Source organism: Taibaiella helva (assembly GCF_003545695.1).
GTDB lineage: Bacteria > Bacteroidota > Bacteroidia > Chitinophagales > Chitinophagaceae > Taibaiella > Taibaiella helva.
Window position 1 is genome coordinate 352209 of sequence record NZ_QUZZ01000004.1, and the last position, 14820, is coordinate 367028.

At 50.5% G+C, this 14820-nt stretch carries 9 protein-coding genes; 5 read left to right on the forward strand and 4 right to left on the reverse strand.

All coding sequences use genetic code 11. The features are described from left to right. Positions 1–63: 63 nt before the first annotated feature. The 3 genes from DZC79_RS09405 to DZC79_RS09415 all read left to right on the forward strand — a co-directional run bounded on the left by DZC79_RS09405 (position 64) and on the right by DZC79_RS09415 (position 2976). Positions 64–1461: a bifunctional UDP-3-O-[3-hydroxymyristoyl] N-acetylglucosamine deacetylase/3-hydroxyacyl-ACP dehydratase gene (locus tag DZC79_RS09405; RefSeq protein WP_118951501.1), complete on the forward strand. Its 1398-nt coding sequence runs from the start codon at positions 64–66 to the stop codon at positions 1459–1461. A 104-nt stretch (positions 1462–1565) separates the two neighbouring features. Next, a complete protein-coding gene (gene lpxA, locus DZC79_RS09410) occupies positions 1566–2369 on the forward strand; it encodes an acyl-ACP--UDP-N-acetylglucosamine O-acyltransferase (protein WP_118951299.1) in 804 nt (267 codons plus the stop codon). After that, a complete protein-coding gene (locus tag DZC79_RS09415; RefSeq protein WP_118951300.1) occupies positions 2353–2976 on the forward strand; it encodes an ABC transporter ATP-binding protein in 624 nt (207 codons plus the stop codon). Before lpxA ends, DZC79_RS09415 begins: the two co-directional genes overlap by 17 nt. Here DZC79_RS09415 and DZC79_RS09420 read toward each other — a convergent pair. Beyond that, positions 2973–3932 carry a hypothetical protein gene (locus tag DZC79_RS09420; protein ID WP_118951301.1) on the reverse strand — a complete coding sequence of 320 codons (960 nt, stop codon included), beginning with the start codon at positions 3930–3932 and terminating at the stop codon, positions 2973–2975. The two genes, DZC79_RS09415 and DZC79_RS09420, sit on opposite strands and share 4 nt — an antisense overlap. Positions 3933–4152: 220 nt before the next feature. On the opposite strand from DZC79_RS09420, the gene DZC79_RS09425 reads away from it, so the two are divergent. Further along, positions 4153–4377 (forward strand): class I lanthipeptide, encoded by a 225-nt coding sequence (locus DZC79_RS09425; RefSeq protein WP_118951302.1) that lies wholly within the window; start codon positions 4153–4155, stop codon positions 4375–4377. Positions 4378–4483: 106 nt separating this feature from the next. On the opposite strand, the gene DZC79_RS09430 is transcribed toward DZC79_RS09425, so the two are convergent. From DZC79_RS09430 to DZC79_RS09440, 3 genes are all read right to left on the reverse strand, one after another. Next, complete coding sequence (locus tag DZC79_RS09430; protein WP_157977033.1) at positions 4484–5224, reverse strand: GLPGLI family protein; 741 nt, start codon at positions 5222–5224, stop codon at positions 4484–4486. A 41-nt stretch (positions 5225–5265) separates the two neighbouring features. After that, entirely contained in the window at positions 5266–8100 is a 2835-nt protein-coding gene (locus tag DZC79_RS09435) for an outer membrane beta-barrel family protein (protein WP_118951304.1), read from the reverse strand. Between the two features lie 109 nt (positions 8101–8209). Then, on the reverse strand, positions 8210–13024 hold the full coding sequence (locus tag DZC79_RS09440) for a translocation/assembly module TamB domain-containing protein (RefSeq protein WP_118951305.1): 4815 nt from the start codon (positions 13022–13024) through the stop codon (positions 8210–8212). Positions 13025–13607: 583 nt separating this feature from the next. On the opposite strand from DZC79_RS09440, the gene DZC79_RS09445 reads away from it, so the two are divergent. After that, the gene (locus DZC79_RS09445; RefSeq protein WP_118951306.1) at positions 13608–14798 is read left to right on the forward strand and encodes an SNF7 family protein; all 1191 of its coding nucleotides are present in this window, start codon (positions 13608–13610) and stop codon (positions 14796–14798) included. Positions 14799–14820: the final 22 nt, after the last annotated feature.

Sequence of the window (14820 nt, forward strand, 5' to 3'; positions counted from 1 at the left end):
AATGTGATGGAGATAACTGCCAAGGGTAAAACCGAAAAAACGAAATCCGAACAAAAGGTAATGATGAAAGAATACCAACAGACCTTGAAGGGAGAAGTGTCGATCAGCGGCGTTGGACTGCATACCGGTAAAGAAGTGACGCTGACCATGAAACCGGCCAATCCCGGGTATGGTATCCGTTTTCAGCGGGTGGACCTGCCGGATCAACCTATTGTAAAAGCGGATGTAGATTATGTGGTAGATACTTCAAGAGGTACCACCCTGGAACACAACGGGGCCAGGGTTAACACAATAGAGCATGTGCTGGCGGCCCTGGTAGGTATAAGCGTGGATAATGTGCTGCTGGAACTGAATGCGCCCGAAGTGCCCATTATGGATGGCAGCGCCCGCGAGTTTATCGAGGCGATCGAACACATCGGGATACAAGAGCAGGATGCCAAGAAAATTTATTACGCCATTGATCAGAATATTCATTTTTACGACCCTGTAAAAAATGTAGATATGCTGGCCATCCCGGCCAACGAATACCAGATCACCACCATGATCGACTTTAACTCGCCGGTGCTGGGTACACAGCATGCGACCCTGAGGCAGATCGGTGATTTTAAGAAAGAGATATCCAAAAGCCGCACCTTCTGTTTCCTCCACGAGCTGGAATTCCTGCTGGAAAACAACCTGATCAAAGGCGGACAGCTGAACAATGCCATCGTAGTGGTGGACAAGGTCGTGAGCGACGCTGAGCTGGACAAGCTGGCCAAAGTGTTTAACCAGCCCAAGGTCGAAGTGAAAAGCGAAGGCATCCTCAACAACCTTCAGCTGCATCATCCCAACGAACCGGCCCGGCACAAGCTGCTGGATATCGTGGGCGACCTCGCCCTTACCGGCTACAACATCAAGGCCCATATTATTGCCAACCGCCCGGGCCATGCCACCAACGTGGAGTTTGCCCGCAAGCTGAAGCAATACATCAAGAAAAACAAGCATCTTTCCGACATACCGACATACGATCCGAACCGCCCGCCGGTGTACGATATCGTGCATATCGAAAAGTCGCTGCCCCATAAATATCCCTTCCTGCTGGTCGATAAGATCATCGACATGTCGGACAATGAAGTGGTAGGTATCAAGAATGTGACCTTTAACGAGCATTTTTTTCAGGGGCATTTTCCCGGCAACCCGGTAATGCCCGGCGTGCTGCAAATCGAGGCCATGGCCCAGGTAGGCGGCCTGCTGGCGCTCAATAATTATTCCGATCCGCAGAACTACGACACTTATTTTCTTAAGATCGACAAGGTGCGGTTCAAGCAGAGAGTAGTGCCCGGCGATACGCTGATCCTCAAGCTGGAGCTGATCAACCCCATCCGCCGGGGTATTTGTGAGATGAGAGGAACGGCTTATGTAGGGAACAAGGTAGCCACAGAAGCAGAGCTGGTTGCCCAGATACTGCCTAAACAAAAATAAAAAAGAGGGTATCCGGCATTTCTGTTGTCCTACAAAAAAAACCTGACCTTATCAGCGACACAGCTTTAATCCGGAACGCTAATATAAGCATCTAAGAATAGCCAATGATTCATCCATTAACCTACGTTCATCCTGAAGCTAAAATAGCGGATAATGTACAGATCGACGCCTTCGCGGTAATCCATAAAGATGTGGAAATAGGCGAGGGTTCTTACATCGCCTCACATGTCACCATTATGGAAGGCGCCCGTATCGGCAAAAACTGCAGGATATTTCCCGGCGCTGTTGTCGCCGCCATTCCCCAGGATCTGAAATACAAGGGTGAACATACAAAAGTGATCATTGGCGACAATTGCACCATACGCGAGTGCGTGACCATTAACCGGGGCACCAGCGATAAGGAAGTGACCAGGATCGGCAACAATTGTCTCATCATGGCCTATTCGCATATCGCGCACGATTGTATCGTAGGCAACAACTGTATTTTTTCCAACGACACTACACTGGCAGGCCATATCGTGATCGGCGATTATGTAACCCTGGCGGGACTGGTTGCAGTACAGCAATTTGTACGCATCGGCTCTCATGCTTATGTTACCGGCGGCTCGCTGGTACGTAAAGATGTGCCGCCTTATGTAAAAGCGGCACGCGAGCCGCTTTCTTATGTCGGCGTCAATTCAGTAGGCCTGAAACGACGCGGCTACAGCATCGAGAAAGTAAATGAAATTCTCGACATCTTCCGTATCCTCTACGTGCGCGGCTATAATGTAGCCAAGGCGATGCGTATTATCGAGGCCGAAATCCCCGTTTCGGACGAACGTGACGAAATCCTTTCTTTTATCCGGGAATCGGGCCGGGGCATTATGCGCGGCTATACCCGCCGGAACAACAATGACGATCTCGCTTAACCAGATAAGCAAACGGTACCAGAGCCACTGGGTATTCAAAGGTGTGAACTACGACTTTGAGCCGGGCCGGCAATATGCTCTGCTGGGCGCCAATGGCTCGGGCAAATCTACCTTGCTGCGGATTATCGGCGGCATGCAGCATGCCAGCAAAGGACAGATCAGCTACACCGTTAACGGGCAGGCCCTGGCGCCGGAAAAGATATATACCTCGGTCAGCTATTGCGCGCCGGGCATGGACCTGGTTGAAGAAATGGATCTTACGGAGTTCCTGCATTTCCACTTTACCTTTAAGCGTCTGCTACCCTCTTTCAGCGTCAGTGCAGTGATTGAACATATGGACCTGCAGGCGGCAGCGCACAAACAGCTGCACGAATATTCCTCCGGCATGAAACAGCGGGTAAAGCTGGCGCAGGCTTTCTTCAGCGACAGCCCGGTGCTGCTGCTCGATGAGCCCTGCAGCAACCTTGATACAAAAGGGGTGGACATGTACCAGCAGTGGCTTCAGACTTATGGAAAAGACCGCCTGGTAATCGTTGCGTCCAACGACGAACGGGAATACGAAGGCGTTTCAGCCACGATATCCATCGAGGACTACAAACGTTTTTAATGCCCATAGCGGATTGTTCTCAGCGTCACCGACCTGAGCAGCCCGACATCATTATAGGCTTCTTTCCGTATCCAGTTTTGTTGCTCATCATAAGTATAACGATAGGTGATATCGTTTTCCACGAAAGCGTTGAAGGTCTTTTCACTCACAGGATCAGCCTCAACACCGTAGGTATAATTTCGAAATTCCGTTACTTCCCGATCGCCGTTCACCTGGTTTTCCTCCAGCGTCCTGCCTGCTGCATCTTTTACCCAGGAAGCACCGCCTTTCATTTTCCCGTCTGCGCCGGTTACCGAATAGCTCCCCTGCTCTCCTTTGCTGTCCTGCCGTACACTGTAGCGGCGGATTTCCGTCAGGCGAAGCTGCTGATCGAAATGCCTGCTCTCCACGAGATGCCCGCTGCTGTTGTACTGGTAACGGATCATCGCGATCACCATATTATCTTTGTCTTTCCGGCGCAGCATGGATACCTGTCCGTTCCTGTAGGCATAAGTGATCTTATACCGCAATGCATCTTTGCTGTCAAATACCAGGCATTGATCCGGCAAACCGTTCCGCAGGTAGCGATAGGATACGGAATCTGCCCGCTTATTTTCTTTACTGGTGCTTAGCGCGACCAACTTTCCTTTGTTATAATAAAAAACGGCGCCTGTATCGGTAAGGGCTTTCCGCCTGCGTTCGTCCGGATCGCGACGCTGCACCGATAATGCACGGCCCGAAGAGTCGAATACCCATGTAATGCTATGCTCCAGGCTGTAGCTGCTGTCGGGAGCCTGCGCAGAAGACGGCATTGCGCCTGCAGCGGGAACCCATTGCCGTTCGGTTACCTGCATTACAGCGCCTTTAAATCCCTGTGCGGAACGGTCCTTTTGTACGGTCTGCAGATCGTAGTCCTGGGCAGAAGAGGTTATAAAGAAAAAAAAGCACAGTGTTATTAAGAGAAGTGTAAATCGCATATATTTCGCCGGATGGCTGCCGGACTTGCGAATTTAACGCAGAAATCAGTGTTTCCGTCTGCCTGTTCCCTAAAGTTTTGCCAGCAGGCTATGCAATAAAACCGCCGGATAGCTGGAATTATCCTGTTGCAGGAAGGGGAAAATGCCCCAATTACAGGGCACTGCATGATTGCTGCAGTACAGGTTTCTACTTTTGCCCTGCACTTAAAAACGATGCATTATGAAAAAGAAAACCCTGCACATCTCAAAGAAACTGCTCCTGAACAAGGACCTGATCACGACGCTGAACCAGCAAGCCCAGCGGGCTATTGAAGGTGGTATCAGCGGCAAGGCCTGCCCTCCCCTCTCCGGCACCGGCTGCGGCTGCCTGATGGATACCTGCGGCATCGTGATCTGCACCGCTGCCGGCTGCGCAGCTGATGATGACCTGAGCCTGGCCCGTTAAAAATAAAAGAGGCTGTTCTCAAAGGTCTCAAGCCTGTCCCATTTGACTTAGCTCCATGTGACAGGCCTGAGCTACAATTTTTGGGACAGCCTCTTTTTCTTTAACGCTATAGCGACAGCCACCATACCAGGTTAGACCCGTATTTTCCCCAGTCTTTCGTCGACTTCTGCACTGTCTGCAGCATTTCGGATGTGGTCGTTTTCTTGCTCTTCTTTGCCGGCGTAAAGGGCTTTACATCTGCTGCGTCCAGCGACACATTGGTAGCAAACCAGGTAGTATACAGGCGCGGTACGGCCAGCCCCAGAATCATGCCGGGCAGTCCGTTAAAACCTTCAGGGCCTCCGCTCACCATGATCTGGTCGGTATAGAAAGCGACCACGACTACGCTGTCACAGATCAGCGTTACGGCTTTGCGACAAGGATAGCCGGCAATCATACGCATATCGCTCTCTATTTTCCACCGGAATGCAGGAAGTGGTTCTTCAACCAGGTAATCGTTCTCGTACACCTGCTTCTGGCTGCGCAGGGTACGGTTTTTAAAGTCTGCATACACCTTATTCTCCCTGCCCGGCTGCGGCCCCCAGGAAAAGGTCATCCCCTTCACCTCCTGCTCTTTCACGAACTCGTATTCGGATGCATCCTTATTAAAGGTCATCGTAAAATCGGAAATGGTGAATTGCGCGACTTTGTTGATCATGGATTTTACCCATTCATTGTCGTCCTCGGTTTGCAGCTGCCGCTTCAGGCTTACCTTCCGTTCGTAATCGATCTTCCCGGCGGAAACAAACTGCGCCTTTACAGAAAAGGCAGCTGCGCAAAACGCCAGGAAAAGGACTGCTTTTTTCATGTGTAATATTCGTTTACTGGGTGTAGTTGTCATTGTTATTGTTATTCTCCGATCATGATGCCCTCCGCATCCGGTACTTTACCACCGGTTTGGGTGAAATTCCAGGTAAGGCTGAAGAGAAAGTATCTGCGGATGGTATTATAGGTGCTTTCAGCAATATAGTCAGCATTGTTGGTACGGGTGTAGCCGACATTCTGATCCAGCAGATCATATGCGTATAACTTCGCCACAAGCGAACGATTTTTCAGGAAGGACTTGCTGATATAAGCATTCCACCGGAATACATTATTGTTCTTATCCTGCTGATCCAGGCGCTGACGGATGTTCCAATCAATGGAGGTACCCAATCTGAAGTCCAACGGCAGGTTGATGCTACCCTCGAGCTGCTGCTCAAAAGACCAGTATTGCGTTTTCACATCGGTACGTATGGACGACCGGTTCAGGTTATAGGTCGGCCGGAAAGAATAGCTGATGTCCAGGGTAGTATCCTTATCGTATCTCAGGTTGAGATTGGGACTTGCCGAGACCTGGTTGTTGGTATTGCTGAAACCGTTCACAAAATTGTTGGCATGTGAATAGTTACCGTCAATACCTAAACGGGCGCTCAGGTTCTCGATTATTTTCCGTCCGTAGCCCAGGTAAAGCCAGGTGTTATAATTGCCGTTGACGTTGACATACTGATAAGTTCGCCGGCCGCTTTCGTCTACATTTTGCTGCTGGCTGATAGCATTCTGCACCAGGGATAAGCTGCCAAAGACATACAGGCTTTGTTCGGAAAGCACTTTATAGTTGCTGAAGCTGAAATTCAGGTTATGCCGGAATTCCTGCTTCAGATCGGGATTGCCCACAGCCACATTCAGGGGGTCGGTATTGTTACGCAGCGGTTGCAGCTGATTCATTGTTGGCTGCCGGGTGCTGCCATTGTACCTCAGGCTGAAGCTGGTGGTTTGCGATTGGTTGAACACCAGGCTGGCCCTTGGGAAAAAGTTGACATAGGAATAAGAATAGGTTGTATCATTCAGCTTATCCTCCTGGCGGAAGCGGGTATCGGATATATTGCCGCCAAAAGCAAGGTTGAGGGTTTTGAATTTCAAACGCAGGTTAGCTCCTCCTTGCTGCTGCGTAGCATTAAAGATATAGTGACTGCTGAACAGGGGGTTGAACAGGTCCGTTTCCCCGCCGGCGCCCAACCGGTCATAGGAGCGGTTATCGGCGTCATTGTTGTTAATGCTCAACCCGTAGTTGATCTCCAGGTTAGCTACCTTCGAAAGCGGTTCGGTGTACGACACTTTACCACTTCCCGATAAGGTCTTGTTGTTACCGGCTTTCCGCTGATTGATCGAATAGGCGCTGTCGATGGCATAGAGATTGTAATGCGAGTTCAGCAACCCATTGCTTTCGTTATCGGTCCAGGTACCGTTCAGGGAAACAGAAATTGAGCGGCCTTTTTTACGGAAGCGCCTGCGGTAAAAGACACTTGCATTGAACGATTTATTTTCACTGCGGTTTTGCTGCAGGGTGTTCATATCGTTCATCAGGTTGCCTCCACCGTCTACAGCAGCGCTTGTCGTGGTTGTCGTGCCATCATTTGTATTGTAGTGCCCGCCAAGGGTGAGCTTGATCGACGAAGCAGTATCGGGAAGGAACTCTGTCACAACATTAAGGTTGTGCTGCTGGCCGATGCTGGTACTGGTGCTGTTGTTGGTATTGGTGTATTGTGTATCGGGAAGTATATACTGGGTACGCGAATTATTCAGCCCTTCCATTGCGTTCTTGCTGTAGTTGTAGCTAGAACTGAAGCTTAGCGTATCGCCCATCCATTTGTTGCTGTAATGCGCGCCGCCTGTCCAGGTTTTCGGCAGGCCCTGCCCGCCGAACTGTCCATCCCATGATCCGCCGAAACTCATATCATCGAAGTTGTAGTTGCCATCGTCATCCATGCTGAAAGAGCCGCCGGAACCCGAATAGCGGCTACGATCTTCCCAATCCAGGCCGTTAGTATTGGTATTCGACATCAGGGCATAGGCCGAAAGCTTCCGCTTTTTTTTGAAGGCATTGATCATTGCCTGGTTTTCCCAATAGGAAGGCAATCCCCCCCCGGCGCCGATCTTACCGAAATATCCTTGTTTGGCCTCTTCTTTCAATTTGAGGTTGATGGTCTTGGTCAGCTCGCCATCATCTACGCCCGTAAAAGCAGCCTGGTCGCTCTTCTTATCAAACACCTGCACTTTATCCACCGCACTGGCTCTTAATGTCTGCGCCACGACAGCTGGGTCATCACTGAAAAATTCTTCACCGTCCACGGTCATTTTCTGTACTTCCTTACCATAGGCCTTTATCTTACCATTGCGGCCGACCTCTATCCCCGGCAGCTTTTTCAGCAGCTCATCCACATTATCGTAAGCGCGCACTTTAAAGCTGTCGGCTGCGTATTCGATTGTATCGCCTTTAATCACGATGGCCCGTGCATCGGTGATCACTACTTCCTCCAGCATCTGCTTTTTGGAGGTCAGCACAATAGTGCCCAATTGAGTACGCGGCTTGTCCACGACGACCTCGTCAATGAAAATAGCAAAGGAAGGGTGCGAGATCAGCAGCAGATACTTACCGGTATCGGGGACCGCAATGCTGAAGTCGCCCTGTTCATCTGCCCTGACGAAAGCTCGCAGCACAGAATCGCGGGAGCCGATAAGCGAAACAGAGGTATAGCCGGTGGTTGTCAGATTGATGGTGTCCCTTAAGGAGCCGGTAATGGTAAACCGTTCTTCTTTAGCCTGATCATTCAGACTCTCCTTTAGCGAAAAAGCCGTTTGTGCGCCAGCTATTCCTGGCACCAGGAATAGGGCAGCTAGAAGGAGAAGGGTCAAGTATCTCATTCTGTACAGGTGGTTTGGGTGTATACTGAGGCAATAATAGGAAAAATAACGGCGATACTATAAAAAAATTGCGCATTAGAAAAAAAGATATACATAGGAAATTTCCGGATTAGCGCGATGCCTGACGGCGGCTAGTCTGGGTAAAGGACTGACCCGAAGTATCTATGATCTTGTTTTCCTGGCGCAGCGTTTGCTGCCGTTGCTGCTTTAGCTTTTCTTCCCTTTCCTTACGCATTTTCTCTTCGCTCCGGAAAAGGTCGAGCAAGCCATTAAACGATTTACGATAGCTGAGGCCTACACCCTGGCGGCCGATCATCTGGGAGAAAAGCGCATCGTAATTGCTGGTGCGGAATACGTTGAAGCGCACCCTGCCATCTTCCGACAACAGGTACTGCACACGGAAATCGCCCGCGAAATTAGTTGTAAAATCACTCTGGGCATTATTCCGGCCCCAGTCGTACACACCACCTACCTCGACAATGAGGCGATTGTTGAAAAAGTTCTTACGCAGGTTTACACCGGCTTCATTCCGGTTGAGGTAGCTGATGCCATTAAGCGGCTGGCTGTTATCGGCCAGGTTATAGTTTTTATACCTAAGGCCGATATACAGGTCTTCCATGCCCAATATCTTATTGGCAAAATTGGTGATCTGCGAGGATGCCGCCGAAGAGATCAGCTCGCTCATATTATTGATGGTGCCACTGGCAACAGCATTGGAATTGCTGATGCCCTCAGGCGGCACAAACTGCTCCAGCAACAGGAGGGAGGCCACCTGGTTCAGCAGCTCTTTGTCGTCCGAATTAATACGCTGCAGCTTCTGGTAAGCATAAGTACCTACAGAGCGGTTTTCGGCCAGCTCAAGCTTAAAGCCGAACTCCGGCTCCTTCAGCGAGCCACGCATATTCATCTGCACATTCACCATCTGCATGATCTGGGCATCCCTGATCTCTGACTGGGATAAGCCTACCCGGTCGACTTCGTTTATGATCAGATCGTACAGACGGGCCTTGATCTGGGCATAAGCTGTTACATCAAGATCGGCGTCGGCAATATCGCCGTTCCATTTGATCACACTGTTGGAGTTAATAGTGAACTGTCTTTTGTAGTTCAGCACCTGCAGCTGCTTAAAGGAAAAGTTGTATTTGCCTTCGTCGATAATATAGTTGCCATTCATCTTCATCTCCCCCGATGAAGGTATTTCCAGGATGATGTTGCCGCTGCCTTTAGCCCATATCTGGTCGCCGGTATTCGGATCCAGGATGATCGTCGCTTCCAGGTCGGGTGTCGCAATGGCATCGATACGGATGTTGAGCTTGTTCTTGCTCACCTCCTTTACCTCCTTCACCTCACCGTATTGCCTGAAACGGATATATTCGTATTCGCTTACATCACTGCCATAGCCGATGGGAATGTAGAGGTGCGAGTTTTTCTGTGGTGTGGCAAATATATTGAGATTGAGATTATTGGCAGGCCCCGATAAACGGAGCTGTACAGAGGCTTTTACATCGCCATAAAAATTGGGATTCTGGTAGTCCTTGAGGTCTACAACTTTGATGTTATCGCTGCGCAGGTTCAGCCTGAAGTTCATTTTGCTCAGCCTGTCGTGCTGTATGCTCCCGCCCAGCACGCCTTCCCGGCCGTCGTCATCGGTTACGGTTACGGAACCAAAATCAAACCGTGTGTCGCTTACACCTATCGTTGCATCTTCTATCGTGTAGTGCACGCCAGTGATATCGGGCACAAAGCCGACCTGCTCCATGCGGATCGAACCGGTCGTTACCGGGTCTGATGCAGCACCTTTTACCGATATCGAGCCGCTGATGCTACCTGTAAGATTGTGCACATAACCGACCAGGAAAGGCTGCGCCCAGTTGACATTGGCTTTTTCCAGGTTGATCTCTCCATCGATGTTTTCCGTCGACCTGGGATCGAAGCTGTAGGTACCCGTAAGGCTCGCCCTGGAATCCTTGTAGCTGAGACCGCTTTCCCTGCCGAGCGAGATCAGCGATTTGCTGACATCGTAGGTACCTACCGCCCTGGCTTCGCCAAGGGTATCGGTATTGATCCGTAGATCGTTGGCCGACAGGTCAAAGTCGATCTTCTGATCTTTCAGCAGGGAGGCCACCGTTACCCGTCCATTGATGCGGCCATCGAGGTTGACATCTTCCACACCCAGAAGCGTATTTAAAGGATTGACGTCGAAATTCTCGATATGTACTTCCGCATCACCGGGGCGGTCTTTGCCATCGGTATTGATCAGTATTTTCTGCAGGCCCGACTGAATGCGCAGGTTGGTAAGGGACAGATAATCTTTAGCCAGCACGATCCGGTTGCCTTCCGCGATTTCCCAGCGCGCTTGGTTCAGGTAAAATTCAGAGGGCAGTATGTGAACGGAAAAACTGTCGTTATTGGCATAAGCAATGCCGTTGAGCGCCGCGCTGCCGATACTGGTAGGCGTAGTCGTCAGCACCTGAAAGCGGGCCGAGTCCTGGAAAACATTGGTCTGCAGCTGAACGGAGGAGGCTATATCCGTTGCGCCCGCTTTAATACCGTTGGCCATGGCTTGCAGGCTGAATCCAGAGTAGTTGCCGCGGCTGTCGATCTGGATGTTATTGAACCGGAAATTGCCATAAGTAAAATAAGGAACGATCCCTTTGAACAAGAGCTCCTGGTTGGCCATGTTCATAGAGCCTGTAAGATGCAGCCCCGCCCCTACCCTTATCGAAGGGCTGAACAGGGAAAGGATATCATCAGTATTGCTGGCCGTAATATCAAACCGGATATCCTGGTGTTCATTTACTTTTTGGGGCCGGGTAACATATTGCGGCAGATAATAAGAGAGGAACATCTTTGCCGATCCCGGCAGGTCGAGCAGGGAAAAGCGGCCGCTGACCACCGCATTCAGGTCGTTGGTTGCCAGCGTGAGCGTCTTGGTTCCGTCTTCGCTTTCGTGCGAGACCAGCTGCAAAGAGTCGATATTGAGGCGTGTGCTGTCGCGCAGGATATTGATATGATAGATCGAAGCATCGCCGACGAAGTTGTCGATATTGCTACCGCTGAAATTCAGGCGCATCCGGCCTTCCGCGATGATGCTGTCCTGCGTCAGCTTTAATGCCGTCGCATTGACATGAGCGATATTGGCTTCCACCTGGAACAGCGGGCGTTCTCCGGAAAAATCGATCTTGCCATCAAAATCCATGGCAAGGTTAGGATCTTTTGCGGTAAGCTTACCATCAAACTTCTTAGCCGCCAGGGTACCGTCTACGGTTATGTTCTGGTAATTATAGCCGTTAAGCTCAGCCGCTTTTATCGTGCCTTTGATATCGACAGAAGCGGTAGCCGCATCGAATCCTTTGCCTTTCACCGCGGCATCCAGGCTGGTTTTGCCTATAAAGCCCACATGCAGCAGGCGCCCCAGGTCGAAAGCTTCTGTAGCCAGGTTGCCCGAGTACACGGGTTGTGCCTTATGCGGGAACTTCAGGTTGATATCTGCTTTAGCATTGCCAAGGTTGGACCTCAGCGATCCGTAAGCGACAAAGTCGTTAATAAAGCCGGTGAAGCTTCCAGTAAAGTTCAAGCTGCTGAGCGCAGAGAGATCGATGGCTTCCTGGCGCCGCAGCTCAGGCACATATACGAAGGCAGCAGCGCCATTGGAAACTACCTCGGCATGCTGAAAGTCGATAAAGGTGCTTTCAATATCGGGAAGGCCATTCATATACAGCTCACCTTTAAGGCGGGTAAAACCATCGTCAAGCGCCAGGTCTTTTACTCTCAGCTTTTCAACCGTACCATTGCCTTTACCGCTGATGGCAACAGAAAGATTGCTGTACCGCGACATCGCCGGCGCGAAGTAAGCGATATCCTGTATACCCACTTCCGATTGTTCCAGGTCGGCAACCATGACCACATTGGTCAGGTAATCCTCAAAATCTGGGAAGCGTTCGTAGCGCATGGCATAATAATGCTGCAGGTGGCTGTAGCCTGTTTGCAGGTCCAGGTCCTTACACTCCGAAAGATTGGGGGACACGGTCACCTGTGCCTTCATTTTTTTAATTTCAAGACCGCTGCGGTCACGGCCTTTCAGCATCGCCAGCTCAGCGGTAAGGGTATCGCCCCGGATCACTATGTCCTGCGCGTCCAGCTCGAGGCCCCTTACATCCATGTGCGTCGCATCGAAATAGCCGGCTTCAGCCTTCGTATCAGGGTCGTCCAGGAAGAACCGGCTGTCGGCCAGCTTCAACCGGCTCAGCGATAGCTTCCAGAGCCCGGGGTTAAAAGGAGTGGTATCGATTGCCGGCACTGCCTTGCTTTTGGGTACCGGCGGCCGACCACCTTTGTAGTCGCGGAGGCCGAACAGCAATTTATTGCCTTCTATAGACCGCACATCGATGATCTTTTTGGTAAAATCGATCTGCCGGGCATGAATGGCAAAAGAGCCCAGCTCGCCGATCATATCGCTGCCGCTCCATTCATCGACCATATGAAAGCGTACCTGCTGCAGCTCCACATCCCGGAGATCGAGGTTAAGCTTGCCTTCTTTTTTCTTTTTTGAAGACTTATCTTCTTTGGAAACAAAAGCGTCGATAATAAACTGGTAATTCCATTGATCGCTGTTGCGCCCGCGGTGCAGGTTGGCATAAGCCTGCTTCAGGCCTACATAGCTGATCACGGGCTTATCCTTCAGGAAGAACCAGTCGGTGATCCGCAGCCGGGCTTCGCCGGCATACAGCAGGGTATCGCCTTGTTTGTCCTGGATATACAACCCTTCCAGCGTCGCGGCATTGAGCAGATCGATACGCACGTGCTTCAGCGTTACTTTAGTGCCCAATTTATCCGACAGGTAGCCCACCGCCTTCTGTGCAATAAAGTTTTGCACAGGCGTAAAATTGACCAGGATTACCAGGATAAGGATAATACCAGTCAAAGTCAATAAAGTATTCCGTAATATTTTAAGAAAACGCTTCAGCGGCCACAACGATTATGCAGCAAAGATAGCTGTTTGGGGGCGTTACAAATGCTAAAATTTTGAAAGATGAGCGGTAAATAACGATAAGCAAACAACAGGATAAGCAACGCTCATTAAAGAGGGAAAGAGATCATGCTACACCGGGCATACAGGATTATAGTAGCCATTACCCGTCGGAAGCAAGTATTGTTGCACGAGAACCGGATCGACCGCAATAACATTTTTGGCTGGCATGCCTGGCGTAGAACAACCGCACCCTTATGATCGAGCTCATCAGCCTGGGCTCGGTAAAAACGACTATTGCAGAGCCCTTGGATGTCCATACCTAATACATTTAACATCTAACATCTATTTGCAGGAGCTGCCGGGAAAACCAGCAGCTCTTTGCGTTTGCTACCTGTTTCTTTATTGGATCATTAACATTAAATTCAATCTATTTATACATTAAGCCTTACCGGTTTAGGGATGCAGATTTTACCTTCGTGCTTTACCGGGAGCAGGCGTAGCCTTTCGACAATCTTGTTCCCTGAACAACATTCGTATGAAGAAAATCATCTTGACAAGCCTTCTGGCCTTCGCAGGCGCTAATGCCGTATGGGCCCAAAGCGAAGCCGGTAACGACAAGGAGCTGAAGGAAAGGGTGCTGGAAGAGATCCGCACCAACCTCGACGAGCGCAGCAAGGTGCTGGATGCCAATATCAATAAGCTGGACGCCCGTGTAAGTGCCCTGGATCAATCTATTAACGAAAGCAAAGACGCCAAGGAAAAGGCCGATAAGCTGTTCCAACGCGTGCAGGCGCTGGAAGACAAACAAAAAGCGGTCGAGGAGAATGAGCTGAACATTTACCAGGCCAATTTCCAATCGGCTGTGGTAAACCTGGCCTCGATGGAGCGGGAGATCAAGCCCCTGGTGCTGTTCAATACAACCCATGAATTCTACAACCAATTGAACGAAGCGGCTAATCCCATGAACTATGCGGGTTTCCGCGACTGGTTTACCGGCTTTCATGATTATGTCAAAAAGAACAAGAACCAGGAATCGACACTAGCCATGAGCAGCAACCTGCTGTTGTTTTCGGGAGCGACCACCCAATATGTGCCCGTGGTGGGGCCTATATCTTCAGTGCTGTTTGCCAGTATGTCTACCTACCTCACCTCTATTGGTAAAAAGAACAAAGCCCTGCGGGAACAGAGCGAGAAGATGATGAGCCTGACGATGAAGGTAAGCCAGTTTGCCTACGACAAAGGCGCCGTGGAGCAGGAATGGAAGCTGATCACCGCCGAGCTGCAGAGCCTGCAGCAGGTGTACCAGAAGGCGCTCGGCGGCGATCTTGCAGCCGTTAAGATCAGTACGGCCGATTTCGATCAGCAATTCTCACGGGAAAGCGATGCGGAAAAACGTTACCAGTACCTGAGCGACCTGCGCCGCCGGGCCGGTGATTATGTGGCCGCAGTCAAAGCCGCCAATCCCAAAGACTGGAAGGCCGACATCTATTACCGTATGATGGATGTGCAGTCGCTGAAGATCCGCTTCGGGCAGCTGACCTTCCGCATCAGCGAGCACATTGTTCGTTATGCCGATCTTTTCGACAAATACCGTAACGACGACCAGATCGGCGCCAGGATCACCAACCTGGAAAGCCGGCTGAATACCCTGAAAGAGACCTTCGATAAAGCCTTTGACCCGCTGGATTATATTAATTCAGCTTCGCGTATGTACAAAGTGGGGTAGCCAACTTCAAAATTGATACAGA